General features: G+C 63.9%; 17 protein-coding genes. 7 read left to right on the top strand and 10 right to left on the bottom strand.

What is annotated here, in order from left to right; all coding sequences use genetic code 11:
- Positions 1 to 36: 36 nt before the first annotated feature.
- The 5 genes from C4K27_RS19495 to C4K27_RS19480 form a co-directional block, all read right to left on the bottom strand.
- A complete protein-coding gene (locus C4K27_RS19495) occupies positions 37 to 198 on the bottom strand; it encodes a DUF2474 domain-containing protein (protein ID WP_081002318.1) in 162 nt (53 codons plus the stop codon).
- Positions 185 to 340 carry a hypothetical protein gene (locus C4K27_RS31275; RefSeq protein WP_164523768.1) on the bottom strand — a complete coding sequence of 52 codons (156 nt, stop codon included), beginning with the start codon at positions 338 to 340 and terminating at the stop codon, positions 185 to 187. The genes C4K27_RS19495 and C4K27_RS31275 overlap by 14 nt, the downstream gene beginning before the upstream one ends.
- Entirely contained in the window at positions 327 to 1343 is a 1017-nt protein-coding gene (gene cydB / locus C4K27_RS19490; RefSeq protein WP_053261802.1) for a cytochrome d ubiquinol oxidase subunit II, read from the bottom strand. Before cydB ends, C4K27_RS31275 begins: the two co-directional genes overlap by 14 nt.
- A 15-nt stretch (positions 1344 to 1358) precedes the next feature.
- On the bottom strand, positions 1359 to 2780 hold the full coding sequence (locus C4K27_RS19485) for a cytochrome ubiquinol oxidase subunit I (RefSeq protein ID WP_053261801.1): 1422 nt from the start codon (positions 2778 to 2780) through the stop codon (positions 1359 to 1361).
- 127 nt (positions 2781 to 2907) lie between these two features.
- Positions 2908 to 5232: an FdhF/YdeP family oxidoreductase gene (locus C4K27_RS19480; RefSeq protein ID WP_007929318.1), complete on the bottom strand. Its 2325-nt coding sequence runs from the start codon at positions 5230 to 5232 to the stop codon at positions 2908 to 2910.
- A 445-nt stretch (positions 5233 to 5677) separates the two neighbouring features.
- On the opposite strand from C4K27_RS19480, the gene moaA reads away from it, so the two are divergent.
- The 5 genes from moaA (at position 5678) to moaE (ending at position 8883) form a co-directional block, all read left to right on the top strand.
- A complete protein-coding gene (moaA, locus tag C4K27_RS19475; protein WP_053261800.1) occupies positions 5678 to 6676 on the top strand; it encodes a GTP 3',8-cyclase MoaA in 999 nt (332 codons plus the stop codon).
- Positions 6677 to 6715: 39 nt separating this feature from the next.
- Positions 6716 to 7615 carry a bestrophin family protein gene (locus C4K27_RS19470; RefSeq protein WP_053261799.1) on the top strand — a complete coding sequence of 300 codons (900 nt, stop codon included), beginning with the start codon at positions 6716 to 6718 and terminating at the stop codon, positions 7613 to 7615.
- Positions 7616 to 7708: 93 nt separating this feature from the next.
- A complete protein-coding gene (gene moaC, locus C4K27_RS19465; RefSeq protein ID WP_394325650.1) occupies positions 7709 to 8185 on the top strand; it encodes a cyclic pyranopterin monophosphate synthase MoaC in 477 nt (158 codons plus the stop codon).
- On the top strand, positions 8182 to 8433 hold the full coding sequence (locus tag C4K27_RS19460) for a MoaD/ThiS family protein (RefSeq protein WP_053261797.1): 252 nt from the start codon (positions 8182 to 8184) through the stop codon (positions 8431 to 8433). Before moaC ends, C4K27_RS19460 begins: the two co-directional genes overlap by 4 nt.
- Positions 8434 to 8436: 3 nt before the next feature.
- Positions 8437 to 8883, top strand: coding sequence for a molybdopterin synthase catalytic subunit MoaE (gene moaE / locus C4K27_RS19455; protein ID WP_053261796.1), 447 nt, complete (start codon positions 8437 to 8439; stop codon positions 8881 to 8883).
- Between the two features lie 30 nt (positions 8884 to 8913).
- On the opposite strand, the gene C4K27_RS19450 is transcribed toward moaE, so the two are convergent.
- Together C4K27_RS19450 and mobA are read right to left on the bottom strand one after the other, a co-directional pair.
- On the bottom strand, positions 8914 to 9816 hold the full coding sequence (locus C4K27_RS19450) for a LysR family transcriptional regulator (protein ID WP_009044517.1): 903 nt from the start codon (positions 9814 to 9816) through the stop codon (positions 8914 to 8916).
- Between the two features lie 151 nt (positions 9817 to 9967).
- The gene (gene mobA / locus C4K27_RS19445) at positions 9968 to 10558 is read right to left on the bottom strand and encodes a molybdenum cofactor guanylyltransferase MobA (protein WP_053261795.1); all 591 of its coding nucleotides are present in this window, start codon (positions 10556 to 10558) and stop codon (positions 9968 to 9970) included.
- Positions 10559 to 10809: 251 nt separating this feature from the next.
- On the opposite strand from mobA, the gene moaB reads away from it, so the two are divergent.
- Both moaB and C4K27_RS19435 read left to right on the top strand, forming a co-directional pair.
- Positions 10810 to 11349, top strand: coding sequence for a molybdenum cofactor biosynthesis protein B (moaB, locus tag C4K27_RS19440; RefSeq protein ID WP_053261794.1), 540 nt, complete (start codon positions 10810 to 10812; stop codon positions 11347 to 11349).
- Positions 11346 to 12551, top strand: a complete 1206-nt coding sequence (locus C4K27_RS19435) for a molybdopterin molybdotransferase MoeA (protein WP_053261793.1) — start codon at positions 11346 to 11348, stop codon at positions 12549 to 12551. Before moaB ends, C4K27_RS19435 begins: the two co-directional genes overlap by 4 nt.
- Positions 12552 to 12582: 31 nt before the next feature.
- Here C4K27_RS19435 and C4K27_RS19430 read toward each other — a convergent pair whose 3' ends face one another.
- The 3 genes from C4K27_RS19430 to C4K27_RS19420 all read right to left on the bottom strand — a co-directional run bounded on the left by C4K27_RS19430 (position 12583) and on the right by C4K27_RS19420 (position 16705).
- The gene (locus C4K27_RS19430; protein WP_053261792.1) at positions 12583 to 13623 is read right to left on the bottom strand and encodes an FUSC family protein; all 1041 of its coding nucleotides are present in this window, start codon (positions 13621 to 13623) and stop codon (positions 12583 to 12585) included.
- Positions 13624 to 13810: 187 nt separating this feature from the next.
- Positions 13811 to 15436: an NADP-dependent glyceraldehyde-3-phosphate dehydrogenase gene (locus C4K27_RS19425; RefSeq protein ID WP_053261791.1), complete on the bottom strand. Its 1626-nt coding sequence runs from the start codon at positions 15434 to 15436 to the stop codon at positions 13811 to 13813.
- A 231-nt stretch (positions 15437 to 15667) separates the two neighbouring features.
- Positions 15668 to 16705, bottom strand: coding sequence for an AraC family transcriptional regulator (locus tag C4K27_RS19420; RefSeq protein WP_053261790.1), 1038 nt, complete (start codon positions 16703 to 16705; stop codon positions 15668 to 15670).
- Positions 16706 to 16712: the final 7 nt, after the last annotated feature.

Below are 16712 nucleotides of genomic sequence, written 5' to 3'. Positions count from 1 at the left end.
GGAAAGGCGCCGGGCCTTTACCGATGCGATCAGCAATCAGTGAGTGCTCATGCCGGCCATGTGCATCATCAGCCGCAACAGGCCGGCCACCGCACCCAGGGCCAGCACACTGCCCAGCCAGATGCTCACCAGCCATGCCAGCCGCCGATACCAGGGGGCGCTCGGGCTGCCCGTGGTCGATACCTCAGAGCGTTCCATAAGCCAACTCCATCATCAGTGCGGTGGCGGCGGCCAGCATCACCAGCCCGCCGAGGAACAGCAGGCTCAGCTGTGCCACCTGCTGGTAGAAAGGCCTCTGCCTGGTATTGGTTCGAAGGGTTTCGCTGTCAATGGTAACCATCGCCGATCCTCACTTTGCCGCGGAACACATAGTAGCTCCAGCAGGTGTACATCAGGATGATCGGCAGGATGAACAGGGTGCCGATCAGGATGAACAGCTGGCTGGACGGGGGCGATGCGGCCTGCCACAGGCTGATGGAAGGCGGCACGATGTTCGGCCAGATGCTGAAGGCCAGGCCGATGTAGCCCAGGAACACCAGCGCCAGGGTGAACACGAACGGCCAGTGCGAGTGATGCTGGCGCAAGGTGCGCAGCAGCCCGAACAGCGCCAGCAGCGCGAGAACCACAAGAGCGCCGAAGACCACGATATGCGCGTGGGTGAACCAGCGGCTGGCGATCTCCGGGTGCAGCATGGGCGTCCACACACAGAGCACCGCGACCACCGCCATCAGCACGAACGCCAGCGGCCGGGTGTAGTGGCGCATGCGCGATTCGAGCATGCCTTCGGTCTTGACCAGCAGCCAGGTGCTGCCCAGCAGTGCGTAGGCGACAATCAGGCCCAGGCCGCAGAACAGCGGGAACGGCGCCAGCCAGTCCAGGTTGCCGCCGGCGAACTGGCGATCGACCACCGGGATCCCGGCGATATAGCTGCCAATCACGATGCCCTGGCAGAAGGTCGCCAGCAGCGAGCCGCCGATGAACGCCATGTCCCAGATATGGCGTTTTTCCGGGCTGGCCTTGAAGCGGAACTCAAAGGCCACGCCGCGGAAGATCAAGCCGGCCAGCATGAAGATCAGCGGCAGGTACAGGGCCTCCAGAATCACCGAATAGGCCAGCGGGAAGGCCCCGTACAGCGCCGCGCCACCGAGGATCAGCCAGGTTTCGTTACCGTCCCAGACCGGCGCCACGGTGTTCATCATCACATCGCGCTCCTGCGCGTCCGGGATGAGCGGGAAGAGGATCCCCAGTCCCAGGTCGAAGCCATCCATGATGACGTACATCATCACCCCGAAAGCGATGATCACGCCCCAGATCAACGACAGATCTATACCTTGAATGCCCATGGGCAAGCTCCTTGTTCAGTTGGCGGGGTTGCCGGACGCGAAGGTTTCGGTGACCGCAGACAGCGGCCGGCGCGGCGTGCGGTCCTGGCCGGGGCCGCCTTGTGGCGGATGATCGTGATGCGGCTGCGGGCCTTTGCGGACCAGCTTCATCATGTAGGCGATGCCCACGGTGAACACCGAGAAGTAGATCAGCACGAACAGCGCGAGCGAGATGCTCAACTGGCTGACCGAGTGGTTCGACGCCGCATCGGCGGTGCGCTGCAAGCCGTACACCACCCACGGCTGGCGGCCGACCTCGGTGGTGATCCAGCCGGCCAGCATGGCGATCAGGCCGGTCGGGCCCATGCACAGCACCAGGCGCAGGAACAGCCGGTTGCGGTACAGCGCGCCGTTGCGGCGCAAGGCCAGGCCGAGCAGGCCGGTGAGGATCATCAACATGCCCAGCCCGGCCATGATCCGGAAGCTGAAGAAGATGATGGTCGCGTTCGGCCGGTCCTCTTTCGGGAAGCTCTTGAGCGCCGGGATCTGCTTGTCCAGGCTGTGGGTCAGGATCAGGCTGCCCAGGTAAGGCACTTCGAGCGCATAACCGGTCTTCTCGGCGTCCATGTCGGGGATGCCGAACAGCACCAGCGGCGTCGGTTCATTGCCGATGTTTTCCCAGTGGCCTTCGATGGCGGCGATTTTCGCCGGCTGATGTTCCAGGGTGTTCAAGCCATGGGCATCGCCGACCACTGCCTGGATCGGCGCCACGATCAAGGCCATCCACATCGCCATCGACAGCATTTTGCGCACTTGTGGCGTGTCGTTCTTGCGCAGCAGGTGCCAGGCCGCGGACGAGCCGACAAAAAACGCGGTGGCGACGAACGCGGCGATCGCCATGTGCGCCAGGCGGAACGGGAACGACGGGTTGAACACGATGGCCAGCCAGTCCATCGGCACGATCCGCCCATCGACGATGGAGAAGCCCTGTGGCGTCTGCATCCAGCTGTTGGAGGCGAGGATCCAGAAGGTCGAGATCAGCGTGCCGATCGCCACCATGACCGTGGAGAAGAAGTGCAGCCCACGACCGACCCGGTTCCAGCCGAACAGCATCACCCCGAGGAAACCGGCCTCGAGGAAAAACGCGGTCAGCACTTCATAGGTCAGCAGGGGCCCGGTAATGCTCCCGGCGAAGTCCGAGAAGCGGCTCCAATTGGTGCCGAACTCATAGGCCATGACCAGCCCGGAGACCACCCCCATGCCGAAGTTGACGGCAAAGATTTTCGACCAGAAGTGATACAAGTCCTTGTAGACCGAGTTATTGCTTTTCAGCCAGAGGCCTTCGAGCACTGCCAGGAAGCTGGCCAGGCCGATGGTGATGGCGGGAAATATGATGTGGAACGAGACCGTGAACGCGAATTGAATTCGCGCGAGGTCAAGCGCTTCCAGGTTTGACATGACGATACCCTCAGAGTGGTTCGATACCTGTGCACAGCCCGGCCGACCGCGTGAGCCTCGCGGCTCGCGGTCAACGGCAATGCAGGCTTCGAAAGGGCCGGGGCGACGCTCGTCGCCCCGGGCAGGTTCAATCGACGGAGGACTGGATCAGGTTGCTGACCGGCGCCGGTTCAAGGCGAATCGCGATGAACTTCGAGGTCGGGGTGAAGGTGCGGTCGCCGTAGCTTTCCAGCGGCACCAGAGGGTTGGTTTCCGGGTAGTAGGCGGCGGCCTGGCCGGCGGGAATGTCGTAGGCGATCAGGGTGAAGCCGCTCACCCGGCGCTCGCGACCGTCGCCCCACAGCGAGATCATGTCGACCTTCTGTCCCGGCTCGTAACCCAGCTTGCGAATGTCCTGCTCGTTGACGAAGACCACGTCGCGCATGCCGTAGACCCCGCGATAACGATCGTCCAGGCCATACAGGGTGGTGTTGTACTGATCGTGGGAACGCATGGTCTGCAGGATCAGCTCCGGCTTCACGCCCAGGTCGCGCACGCCCTGGCTCACCAGGTGTTCCGGCAATACGCCGGGGGTGAACTGGGCCTTGCCGGTGGCGGTTTTCCAGATGCGCTGGGCGGCGTCGTTACCCAGGTGGAAACCGCCCGGGTGCAGCAGCTTCTGGTTGAAGTCCTTGAAGCCGGGAATGGTGTCGGCGATCAGGTTGCGGATGCGGCTGTAGTCCTCGATCACCCAGAGCCAGTCGATGGGGTGGCTGCCGAGGGTGGCGTTGGCGATCCCGGCGATGATCGCCGGTTCCGAACGCATCAGCGGCGACTTGGGTTTCAGCTGGCCGTGGGAGATGTGCACCATGCTGAAGGTGTCTTCCACGGTGACGCCTTGCGGGCCCTGGGCTTGCAGGTCGATATCGGTGCGCCCCAGGCACGGCAGGATCAGCGCCTCGCGGCCGGTGACCAGGTGGCTGCGGTTGAGCTTGGTGGCGATGTGCACGGTCAGCTCGCAGTTGCGCAGCGCGGCGTGGGTGCGCGGGCTGTCGGGGGTGGCCTGGGCGAAGTTGCCCCCCAGGCCGATGAACACCTTGGCCCGACCTTCTTCCATGGCGGCGATCGCCATCACCGTGTTGTGCCCGTGCTTGCGCGGCGCCTTGAAGGCAAAACGCGCTTCCAGGGCATCGAGCAACTCGGTGGGAGCCAGTTCGTTGATGCCCATGGTGCGGTCGCCCTGCACGTTACTGTGGCCGCGCACTGGCGACAGCCCGGCGCCCGGACGGCCGATATTGCCGCGCAGCAGTTGCACGTTGACCACTTCCTGCACGGTCAGCACCGAGTGGGTGTGCTGGGTTACGCCCATGGCCCAGCACATGATCACCCGCTTGGCCTTGCGATACATGCGCGCGGCCAGCTCGATGTCCTCCAGGGACAGCCCGGACTGTTCGAGGATGTGCTCCCAACTGGTGGCGTCGACTTCGGCCAGGTAGGCGTCCAGGCCCGAGGTGTGCTCGGCGATGAAGGCGCGGTCGAACACCGCCTCGCCGTTGTTGGCCAGGGCTTCGCGTTCCCACTGCCAGAGGAACTTGGCGATGCCGCGCATGGCTGCCATGTCGCCGCCCAGGGCCGGGCGGAAGTAGGCGGAGGAGGTGGGCTCGGAGCCGTTGGTGAGCATCTCCAGCGGATGCTGTGGGTGCTGGAAGCGTTCCAGGCCACGCTCTTTCAGCGGGTTGAAACAGATCACCTGGGCACCGCGTTTCACCGCTTCACGCAGCGGTTCGAGCATCCGCGGATGGTTGGTGCCAGGGTTCTGGCCGATGACAAAAATCGCGTCGGCTTCCCCCAGGTCCTCGAAGGTCACCGTGCCCTTGCCCACGCCGACGCTGTCGTCCATGCCCAGGCCGCTGGCCTCGTGGCACATGTTCGAGCAGTCGGGGAAGTTGTTGGTGCCGTAGGCACGCACGAACAGCTGGTAGAGGTAGGCAGCTTCGTTGCTGGCCCGGCCCGAGGTGTAGAACTCGGCCTGGTCGGGCGACTCCAGCCCGTTCAGGTGCCTGGCGATCAGGGCGAAGGCATCGTCCCAGCTGGTTTCGACGTAGCGATCCAGGCTGGCGTCGTAACGCATCGGGTGGGTCAGGCGGCCCTGGTATTCGAGCCAGTAGTCGCTTTGCGCCGCCAGTGCCGACACCGTGTATTTGTTGAAGAAGGCCGGGTTGACCAGGCGCCCGGTGGCTTCCCAGTTGACCGCCTTGGCGCCGTTCTCGCAGAACTTGACCATGCCGTTTTCCGGCGACTCGCCCCAGGCGCAGCCCGGGCAGTCGAAGCCGCCGTTCTGGTTGGTCTTGAGCATGGTGCGAATATTCTTGAAAGCGTTTTCGCTGCCCAACCAGTTCCTGGTCACGGCAATCAATGCGCCCCAACCGGCCGCCGCCCCCTTGTACGGTTTATAGCGTTCAACTTCGCTCATGATACTTCTCCAGGACATTGCACGTAGGCTGCGCCTAATGCCGAGTCATTGTTAATGACTGTTTTCTTGTGTGCATAAATAACCAAATTTAAGTGGCCGTTAATTACAGGCTGCACGGTTTTATGCACTTCGCGGATTGTTTCAGGACTGCAGGGTCAAGCCTAAGCCGCTTATAAAGTGCCTGTCTAATCGCAAATAATGACCGGATGATCGAAATGCTCTATCAAGGAAAAAATCGATATTAATCAATAAAATAAATACTTAATTTGGGGCGGAATGGGATGATTTTTCTTCTGATAAATCCTATCGATCAACCGGTTGTTAATAGCAATTAGACGGTGGTTTGAAATGTCCTTAGTCTTGCCTCAAACAAGGCCCTCTATAACGGTGGCCTTCCAATAACAGCATTCGGGTCGATACACCTGAAGTGCTGACGGAGGCGGTAATGTCAGATCGAATCCTGCAGGATGGTTTTTCCAGGCGAGTCGACTATCTGCGAATGTCGGTGACCGATCGCTGCGACTTTCGCTGTGTGTATTGCATGGCCGAAGACATGCAGTTCCTGCCGCGGCAACGCATCCTGACCCTGGAGGAGCTCTATCAACTGGCGCAAAGTTTCGTCGCCCTGGGCACCCGGAAAATTCGCCTGACCGGGGGCGAACCCTTGATCCGCCCGGGCGTCGTCGAACTGTGCCGGCGCATCGCCGCGCTGCCGGGGCTGCGCGAGCTGTGCATGACCACCAATGGCTCGCAGCTGGGCAAGCTGGCGGCGCCCTTGTTCGAGGCCGGGCTCAAGCGCCTGAACATCAGCATCGACAGCCTCGATGCCACGCGTTTTCGCGAGCTGACCCGCACCGGTGACCTGGCCCAGGTGATTGCCGGCATCGATGCGGCGAACGCCGCCGGTTTCCAGCACACCAAGCTCAACTGCGTGGTAATGAAAGGGCGCAACGATCATGAGATCAACGACCTGGTGGGCTTTGCCATCGACCGTGGGCTGGACATCTCCTTTATCGAAGAGATGCCCCTGGGGGTGATCAGCGAACACAGCCGCGCCGATGCGTTCTTTTCCAGCGCCCAGGTGCGCGAGCGCATCGCCGAGCGCTACACCCTGATCGACTCCACCGAATCGACCCAGGGGCCGTCGCGTTACTGGCGCCTGGCCGAGGCACCGGAGATTCGCCTGGGGTTCATCTCGCCCCACAGCCACAACTTCTGCGCCACCTGCAACCGGGTGCGGCTGACCGTCGAAGGCCGGCTCTTGCTGTGCCTGGGCAACGAGCATTCGGTCGATTTGAAGCAGGTGCTGCGCAGCCATCCGGGCGAGCCGCAGCGCCTGGAGCGGGCAATCCTCGAGGCGATGAAAATCAAGCCGTACCGCCACAACTTCGCACTCAATGACGAGGTGCAAGTGGTGCGGTTCATGAACATGACCGGCGGCTAGCCCGCGCGGTTTTCCCCTCTGCCAAAAGGCTGTCTTGCGATGATCGTCAGATCCAAACCCAACCTGATCAATGTGCTGATCTCCCTCAAGGGCTCGATTGCCAAGCGCATCGCCCTGCGCAGCCTGCTGGTGACCCTGCTGGCCTCGGCCATCGTATTTATCGAGACCCTGTACCCGACCTATTTCTCCAGGGTCAATGCCACGCCGTTCACCCTGTTGGGCCTGTCGCTGTCGATCTTCATGAGCTTTCGCAACAACGCCTGCTACGACCGCTGGTATGAAGCGCGCAAAGCCCTGGGCACGCTGGTGACGGAGGTGCGTTCGATGATCCGCGAAACCCAGGCGATCAAGGACTCGCGGCAGCGCGGCAGGATCCTGCGCGACCTCTGTGGCTTCGCTCATGCGCTCAACGCCAGGCTGCGCCAGGAAGACCCGCTGAGCGCGGCGGGCACCTGGCTGAGCCAACTGCCGTCGGCCCAGGCGCCCAACGTGCCGGACAGCATCCTGCGCCATGTCGGCCAACAGTGTTCGACCCTGGCCGAATCCGGGGCGATCAGCGAATGGCGCTACACGCTGATGGCCAATCACCTGAGCAGCCTGACCAACGCCCAGACCGTCTGCGAGCGGATCAAGAGCACGCCATTGCCTTTTCCCTACACGCTGTTGCTGCACCGCACCAGCTACATGTTCTGCATCCTGCTGCCCTTTGCCATGGCCGAGCCCCTGGGCTGGCTGACGCCGATCTTCACGGCCATCGTCAGTTACACGTTTTTCGGCCTGGACGCCATTGGCGACGAGCTGGAAGACCCCTTCGGCCGAGACGAGAACGACCTGCCGACCAATGCCCTGGTGCGCACCATCGAGCGGGAGGTGCTCGATGCCCTGGGGGCGACCCGGCTGCCGCCGGTGCTGCAACCGGTGGACTTCGTGCTGAGCTGACCGGCACCCATGCATTCGCCCCGGTTTCCCCCGGGCCACATCACTCAACCCAGCCAACAGGCTGCGAGGATAACCATGAACCACGATTCCACGATCCTGACTCACCTGGACGCCGAAGGCCGGGCCAACATGGTCGATGTCAGCGACAAGCCGCCCACCGACCGCGAAGCCCAGGCCCAGGCCTGGGTGCGCATGCAGCCCGCCACCTTGCAACTGATCCAGCGCAACGGCCACCCCAAGGGCGACGTGTTCGCGGTCGCGCGCCTCGCGGGCATCATGGCGGCGAAGAAAACCCATGAACTCATCCCGCTGTGCCACCCGTTGCTGCTCAGCTCGATTCACCTCGACCTGAAGGCGGTCGAGCCCGACAGCGTCAGGATTGTCGCCACCTGCCGGCTCAACGGCCGCACCGGTGTCGAGCTCGAAGCCCTCACCGCGGCCAGCGTCGCCGCGCTGACTATCTACGACATGTGCAAGGCGGTCGATCGCGGGATGGTCATCGACAGCATCCAGCTGCTGAAGAAGCAGGGCGGGCGATCGGGCAGCTTTGACGCGGGAGTCACAGCATGATTCTGATTAACTACTTTGCCCGTTATCGCGAGCAGCTCGGTATCGGCGGCGAGAAGATCGCGCTGGATGATTCGTTGCGCAGCGTCGGCGACGTGAGGACGTTTCTGATGGCCAGGGGCGAGGCCTGGCAGGCGGTGCTCGGCGAAACCAGCCTGATGTGCGCGCTGAACCAGGACCTGTGCAACCTTGACGCGCCCATCGAGGACTTCGACGAGATCGCGTTTTTTCCGCAAGTCACCGGGGGCTGAGCCATGACCGTGCACGTCCAGGCCGAGGCCTTCGACCTCGATCGACTGCACCGCGAGGTGCACGGCGAGGACCCCGGCGTTGGCGCGCTGGTGACTTTCGTCGGCTATGTGCGTGACCTGAACCTGGGGGAACAGGTCGGCAGCCTGTTCCTCGAACATTACCCGGGCATGACCGAGCGTTCATTGCAGCGCATCGTCGATGAGGCCCATGAGCGCTGGCCATTGCAACGGGTAAGGGTCGTGCATCGGGTGGGGGAGTTGCAGGTGGCCGAGCCGATCGTGTTTGTCGGCGTCGCCAGCGCCCATCGGCAGGCGGCCTTCGAGGCTTGCGCCTTCCTGATGGACTACCTGAAAACCCGCGCGCCGTTCTGGAAGCGCGAACAGACCTCGTCCGGCGAGCGTTGGGTGCAGGGCAGGGAGAGCGACCAACTGGCCGCCAGTCGCTGGTAGGGCAGGAATGCGCCCTGCGGCGCAGCACCTTCAGTCGGCCGTGGGCGCTTGCCCGGCAAACAGTTTCCTGGCTTCGGCGAAGCACTTTTCGGCAATGGCCGAGCGCGGTTCGGTCTTGCGCATCACCAGGCCCAGGGGCGCGAGCACGCTGGCATCCGGCAGGTTGATGAAGGCCAGGTTCTCGATCGGGTTTTCCAGGCCGCTGGACAGCGGCATGATCGAGCAGCAGAAGCCTTCGTGAATCGCCTGGAACAGCTGATAGGTCGAATCGCTTTCGAGGATCGGCTGCGGGTCGAGGCCGCGGCTGCGGAAACTCAGGTCGATGGATTTGCGGTAGTGCATGCCATTGCTGATCATCCCCAGGGGCAGCTCGGCGGCCTCTTCCCAGCTCATTTCGCTGCTTTCGAAATGGAAGTGGCGGGTGTCGTACAGCAGGCCGACGCGGGTTTCGCCGATCTCGAAAAACTCGAAATAGTTCGGGTTCACGTGGTCCAGGTAACACACGCCCAGGTCCAGCTGGTTGTTGCCCAGGCCTTCGATGATCTGGTCCGAGCTCATGGACGACAGGGCGAACTTGAGCTCCGGGAAACTCTTGGAAAGACCCTGGACGTAGCCGATCGGGTTGAAGCTGCTCAGCGGCACCAGGCCCAGGCGCAGGCTACCGACCAGTTGGCCACGGCACGCGGCGGCCTCGGCGAACAGCCCGTCATGGGCGGCGAGCAGGGTCCGCGCCCAGGCCAGCACCCGTTCGCCGGCCTCGGTGAAACCTTCGAAGCGCTGGCCGCGCTTGACCAGCACCAGGTCCAGCTCGTCCTCCAGGTTGCGCAAGCGCATGGACAGGGTCGGCTGGGTGATGTGGCAGCGCGCCGCGGCCTGGCCGAAGTGTCGGGTCTGGTCCAGGGCGATAAGGAACTTGAGTTGTTTGATGTCCACGATGGCACCTGTTGAAGAAGAGGGTTGATGTCAGGGGTAAGTCCAGGATGCACGAAGCGTTTGGAAATCCCGATCCGACCTTTGGAGGAAAAGACTGTGCGTCCGTTCGGTGGCACGCGGAGCTGTTAAAAAAACGCTGTTAAAAAAGCCGTTAAAAAAGTAGCTCAGGGGTGTTGAAGTTGCTCAGGCGCGGGTCGTCCTCGGCGCAGACCAGGGCCTGCGGCCGGTGCTTCGACAAGGCGCGCTGCAGGCTGCGTTCGCCGGCGTCCCAGTCGCGTTGCAGGTTCGCCAGCAAGGCCGTGGGGATCAGGCTGAACATGGGCTGCCAGTGGCCGGCCTGTTGCACCATCAGCACCGAGTCCGGGGCGGGGCGCGCCGCCAGCATGGCGCCGATCAGCGCGCCGTCGATTTTCGGCGCGTCGCAGGCGAACACCAGCAGCCACGGATGACGCGCCACGGCCAGGCCGGCGAGCACACCCGCCAGGGGCCCCGGGAAGTCCCTCTGCGAGTCTTCGACCAGTTGGTCGGCATAGGCCCGATACTGCTCGGCGTTGCGGTTGCAGGAGATGATCAGGTCGTCGGTGAAAGGTCGGACCGCCGCCTGCACATGGGCGATCAGCGGCTTGCCCTGCCAGGGCAGCAGGCCCTTGTCCCGCCCACCCATGCGCGCGCCACGGCCGCCGGCCAGCAGCAGCACCGAGCAGGGGATGGACGAAGGGGCGGCGGGGCAGGTCGGGGTCATTGTTCGAGGCACGCTGGTTGGGGGCTCAGACGATCTCATTGTCGCCCCTTCGAGTCCAATCGGAAGTATCGAATGGGCGATCAAAAGGCTCTATCGGCCGCGGATTTCACCGGCGCGGGCCGGCACGTCAGGGGGAAAAATTCCTTGATAGATGGGCTCGATAAAGTGGTCGGCCAGAGTGATTAGACACTGACGGTTTCAGCGCTTTAGCCTCTGGCCATGGTTTTTATGACTGCCCGCCGGAGAAAGACATGAGTGTGAAATCGGATGCATTGTTTGTCCCCCTGAATATCGCCGTGCTGACCGTCAGCGATACCCGCGAATACGCCACCGACACCTCCGGGCAATTGCTCGTCAGCCGCCTGCTGGAAGCCGGCCACACCCTGAGCGAGCGCAACCTGCTCAGGGATGACCTGTACAAGATCCGCGCCCAGGTCGCACTGTGGATCGCCGATGAGACTATCCAGGTGGTGCTGATTACCGGCGGCACCGGCTTCACCGGGCGCGACAGCACGCCCGAGGCAGTGAGCTGTTTGCTGGACAAGCGGATCGACGGTTTCGGCGAGCTGTTCCGGGCGATCTCCATCCTCGATATCGGCACCTCCACCGTGCAGAGCCGGGCCCTGGCCGGGCTGTCCAACGGCACCCTGGTGTGCTGCCTGCCGGGCTCCACGGGCGCTTGCCGGACCGCGTGGGAAGGCATCCTCGCCGAGCAGCTCGACGCCCGCCACCGGCCGTGCAATTTCGTGCCGCACCTCAAGCAGGTGCAAGCCTGCGGGACCCGCGGATGAGCGCCTCACCGCTGATGCCGGTGGAGGAGGCCATCGCCCGCTTGCTGGCCATGGCCGAGGCGCAACGCTTGCAGGACAGCGAGCCGGTGGCGCTGGGCGAGGCGCGGCAACGGGTGTTGGCCAGCGACCTGGTGGCGACCCTCGACCTGCCGCCCTGGCCGAACAGCGCCATGGACGGTTATGCCTTGAACCTCGATGCCTGGGACGGCCAGCCGCTGGCGGTGTCGCAACGCATTTTCGCCGGCCAGGCCCCCGAGCCGTTGCTGCCGGGCACCTGCGCGCGAATCTTCACCGGCGCGCCGCTGCCCGAGGGCGCCAACAGCATCGAGATGCAAGAGAACGTCGAGCTGCTTGACGACGGTAGCGTGCGCTTCAAGCAGCCGCTCAAGGCCGGCCAGAATATTCGCCCGCAAGGCCAGGAGAACCGCGCCGGGCAAGTGCTGCTGCGCGCCGGCAAACGCCTGGGGCCTTTCGAACTGGCCATCGCCGCGGCCCAGGGCTGTACCCATCTGCCGCTGGTGCGGCGGCCGCGGGTGGCGTTGCTGTCGACGGGCGATGAACTGGCCGAACCGGGCACCGCCTTGCGCCCCGGCTGCATCTACAACAGCAATCGCACCCTGCTCAGCCACTGGTTGAATGCCCTGGGCTGCGAGGTGATCGATGCCGGGGTTCTCCCCGACCAGCCGCAGCAGACCCGGCTGCGCCTGGAACAATTGCAGTGCGCCGCGGACCTGATCCTGACCACCGGCGGCGTGTCCGCCGGCGACGCCGATTGCCTCGGCCAGGTACTGCGCGAGTGCGCCACCCCGGTGTTCTGGAAGCTCGCGATAAAACCCGGCAAGCCGCTGACCGTGGGGCGCTTCGGCACCGTGCCGGTGATCGGCCTGCCCGGCAACCCGACCTCGGCCCTGGTGACCTTTGGCCTGCTGGCCCGGCCGTATCTGTTGCGCATCCAGGGCGTCGAAGAGGTCATGCCCTTGAGCTTCCCGGTCAGCGTCGGTTTCGACTGGCCGAAAGCGGGAGGCCGCCGCGAATACCTGCGGGCCAGGCTGGAGGAGGGCCGCGCCGTGCTTTATCCGAACCAGAGTTCCGGTGTGTTGCTGGGCGCTTCGTGGGCCGATGGGCTGGTGGAAATTCTCGAGGGCAGCACCTTGCGGGCCGGCGAGCCGGCGCGCTTCATTCCGTTCAGCGAGTTGTTCTAGCCGGCGCGGTCTGGCGGCAGGCGCGGCGCACTCAGATCTTCCAGTGCTCCGCACTTTTGGCCAGGCGCTGGCGCATCTCGTTGAGGTTGGCCACCAGTTGCCGGGTCAGCAGGCGGTAGCCGTCCAGCGCGCTGTAGACCGAGGTGTCGAGGGTCGAGGAGGACGGGCCATCCAGGGGCCGCCCCAGGCGTCTGGTGGCGCCGGATTGCAGGGCGCGGGCCATGCCCACCAGCTGTATGCGCACCTGCCGGTGCTCATGCTTCATGAGCTGTTGCAACTGTTCGCGGGCTTGCGGGTCGCTGAGGTCCGGCCGGGTATTGCCGAGAATTTCCAGGGTGCTGAAGCACATGCGCAGGTTGCGCTGGATGGCGTCCAGTTCGGTCATGGAGATCCGCACTTCCTTGGACACCGAGGGCATCAGCGAGCGCAGTTGCAGCAAGGTGCTATTGAGGCGCCCGAGCAACTTCAGGTGTTCGTCGTCGGTTACCGACTGGCCGCCGATGATGCGTCCGTACAGGGTGGCGCAGTCGCGCAAGGCGCTGGCCAGGTTGTAGCGCCAGGAATAGACCGCGTACAACGGAATGGCGAAGGAGAAGGCCAGGGCCAGGGCGATACCGATGAGGATATCCACGGTGCGCCACAGGCCATCGCTGACGTGGTTGTCGCCGTGGCCGGCGACGATGAACACGGTGATCGCCGCCAGCAGCGCGGTGTAGCCGCCCTTGCCGATGGCGTGATAGGAGAAATACCCGCACACCACCGACATCCCCAGGTAGGTCAGCCAGGACAGGCCCAGGTAAGCCTGCTGCACCACCAGCACCAGGCCGACGCCCGCGCCGATCAAGGTGCCGATGGCCCGTTCCGCGGCCTTCTTGCCTATGTTGCCGTGGTGCTGCAAGCCGCCGATCACCACCAGCATGGTCACCGACGCCCATTCGCCGTGGGGCAGATTGAGGCCGGTGGTCAGCGCGATGGTGGCCAGCAACCCCAGGGCCACGCGCACCGCATGGATCAGCTTGGCGTAGCGGTAGCGCCGATACGGGTCCAGTACCGGGAGCAGGAAGCGGCGCAACAGCGGTGGCAGGCGGAAGGTCTGGCCCAGGGGAAGTTCTCCGTTTTAGGCTCTGTACGAAAAGTGGCTGCGCTCGGTCATGCTGCGTTAAAAACAGGCTCGGAATGCTCATGTAGGTCCCTACACTCCGCTTCCTCGCCTGTTTTTGCCTTGCCTGACCTTCGCTCGCCGACTTTTCGTAAAGACCCTAGAAAATGTAATCGGTGGTCAGGAAGCTCGACTCGCGGTTACGGATGATGTCGCTGATCAGCTCCTTGTTGCTCTCCTGGAACTTGGTGGCCACCAGGGTGCGGATCGAGAAGGTGCGCAACGCGTCATGCACCGACAACGTACCTTCGGCGGAGTTCTTGCGCCCATTGAACGGGTAGGTGTCCGGGCCGCGCTGGCACTGGGCGTTGAGGTTGATCCGCCCGACCTGGTTGGCGAAGGTGTCCACCAGATGCCCGACTTGTGCCGGCTCGGTGCCGAAGATACTCAGCTGCTGGCCGAAGTCCGATTCCAGGACATAGTCGATCACCGTTTCCAGGTCGCGATACGGCACGATCGGCACCACCGGCCCGAACTGTTCTTCCTGGTACACGCGCATCTGGCTGTTCACCGGGTACAGCACCGCCGGGTAGAAGAACGAGGCCCGCGTTTCGCCGCCGCCGGGGTTGACCACTGTGGCGCCCTTGTCGATGGCGTCGGCCACCAGGGCATGCAGGTAATCGACCTTGCCCGACTCCGGCAGCGGCGTCAGCGCCACCCCCGGTTCCCACGGCATGCCGGGTTTGAGGCTGAGCAGCTTGGCGTTGAATTTCTCGATAAAGGCATCGACCACGCTTTCATGGACGAAGAGGATTTTCAGCGCGGTGCAGCGTTGGCCGTTGAACGACAGCGAGCCGGTGACCGCCTCGTTGACCGCGTTATCCAGGTCGACTTGCGGCAGCACGATGCCGGGGTTTTTCGCGTCCAGGCCCAGGGCGGCGCGCAGGCGGTGCGGCTTGGGGTGCAGTTTCTTCAGGTCGCTGGCGGCCTTGTTGGTGCCGATGAAGGCGAAGATATCGATCTTGCCGCTGGCCATCAGCGCGCTGACGGTTTCCCGGCCGCTGCCGTAGATCACGTTGATCACCCCGGCCGGGAAGCTGTCGCGGAAGGCTTCCAGCAGCGGGCGGATCAGCAGCACGCCGAACTTGGCCGGCTTGAACACCACGGTGTTGCCCATGATCAGTGCCGGGATCAGGGTGGTGAAGGTTTCGTTCAGCGGGTAGTTGTACGGGCCCATGCACAGGGCCACGCCCAGGGGCACGCGGCGGATCTGGCCGAGGGTGTCCTGTTCCAGCTCGAAGCGGCTGGAACGGCGGTCGAGTTCCTTGAGGGCGTTGATGGTGTCGACGATGTAGTCGCAGGTGCGGTCGAACTCTTTTTCCGAGTCCTTGAGGTTCTTGCCGATTTCCCACATCAGCAGCTTGACCACCGCCGAGCGCTGTTCGCGCATGCGCCCGAGGAAGGCTTCGACGTGCTGGATGCGTTCGGCCACGCGCATCGTCGGCCACGCGCCCTGGCCACGGTCGTAGGCGCGCACGGCGGCGTCGAGGGCGGTCAGCGCGGTGTCGGCGTCGAGCAGCGGGGTGCTGCCGAGAATCACTTGTTCGTCGCCATGGGCGGTGGCCAGGTACACCGGGCTGCGCACCAGGGCCAGGGGCCCGTTCCAGGTCTGCAACTGACCGTCGACCAGGTACTCGCGTTGTTCGACCTGGCCGTCCAGGCGGTACTGCTCGGGGATGTCGGCGGCGACGGGAAACAGCGTGTTCAACAGATGGGCTGTGGTCATGACTCTATTCCGTAATGGCAATGGGCAATGCACCGGCGGGCTGGAGCGCGCCGGCGCTGACGAGCAAGACAGGTCTCCAGGAGTTTGTTTCTACGGGTATACGCCCTGGTGTCTCGGGTCTTTAGCAAAAAGCTGGGCCAAAATGGCGGAAAGTCGTGCAGCAGAGGTGTGATGGTGTGGTTCTTTGGGCCAAGAGTAGCCGTTTTTTCCCATGGAAAAACAGCCTTTGTTTCAACCGGCGCTGAACAATTGGCGGATCAGCCTGGGGGTGCTGCCAGTCCAGCGCTTGAACGAGCGGCGGAAATTCGCCGCATCGTTGAAGCTCAGGTACTCGGCGACTTCCTCGTTGCTCAGGCCCTTGATCCGGTACAGGTACAGCGCCACATGCTTGCGCACCAGGTCCGCCTGTTGCTGGAAACCGCTGTCGTGCTTGTGCAGCTTGCGCTTGAGGGTGGCCGGGCTCATGCCGAAGGCCTGGGCCGTCTGTTCCAGGCTTGGGGCCTGGCGCACCTGGGCTTGCAGGTAGCGGTAGACGCAGTCGAGAAAGCTTGAGGCAAAGCCCAGTTGCTCGAGCTGGCCCTGGGCTTCCTGGCGCGCCACCTGGCCGGCGGTGGCCGAGGCGTTGGGCCAGGGCTGAGTGAGGAATTCCCGGGGGATGCGCATCAGGTCCATCGGGCGCTTGAACTGGGTGTGCTCGCCCAGGTGCACCCAGTACTGCTCGACATAACGCGGCTCGGCATGGCTGAAGCTGCATTCCCAGGGCAGGCGCTGGCCGCTCAGCCACTGACTCATGGCCACCAGCGAGGTCATGCTGGCCTCCAGCAAAAAGCGCCATTGTTCGCCGGCGCCACAGCTGTCCAGCCAGTAGAAATAGGCGTGCTGGTCATCCAGCAGCAAGCGCGGGCTGGCCAGCGGGCTGAGCAGCGCCTGTTGCTGCACCAGGGTGTCGAGGGCCTGGTGCAGGTTCTGCGCGTGGCGCAGGGCGTGGCTGGCGGCGCCGTAGTGCCCGGGCAGCAGGCGCTGGCCGAACAGGAAGCTGCTGTCGTCGGCGTCCAGCAGCCGTCGGCTGTTGCCGATCAGGCCGAGAAACTGCTGCGGGCTGAGGCGGGTCTGGCCGGCCAGGATGTCCTCGTGGAACAGCCCGGTGCCGCGCAGCAGGCGATGGCTGTCGATGTCCCGCGACAGCGCCAGGTCGATCAGGCTGGCCGGCTGGTAATGCCCGGGAATGAACCGGCTGTCGTTTTCGTACCAACGGGTCTTCAGGGTCATGGCCGGG

This window comes from Pseudomonas chlororaphis subsp. chlororaphis (genome assembly GCF_003945765.1).
Classification (GTDB): Bacteria; Pseudomonadota; Gammaproteobacteria; order Pseudomonadales; family Pseudomonadaceae; genus Aquipseudomonas; species Aquipseudomonas chlororaphis.
Note: the sequence above shows the minus strand (reverse complement) of the source record. Positions and strands in the feature narration are given on the sequence as shown.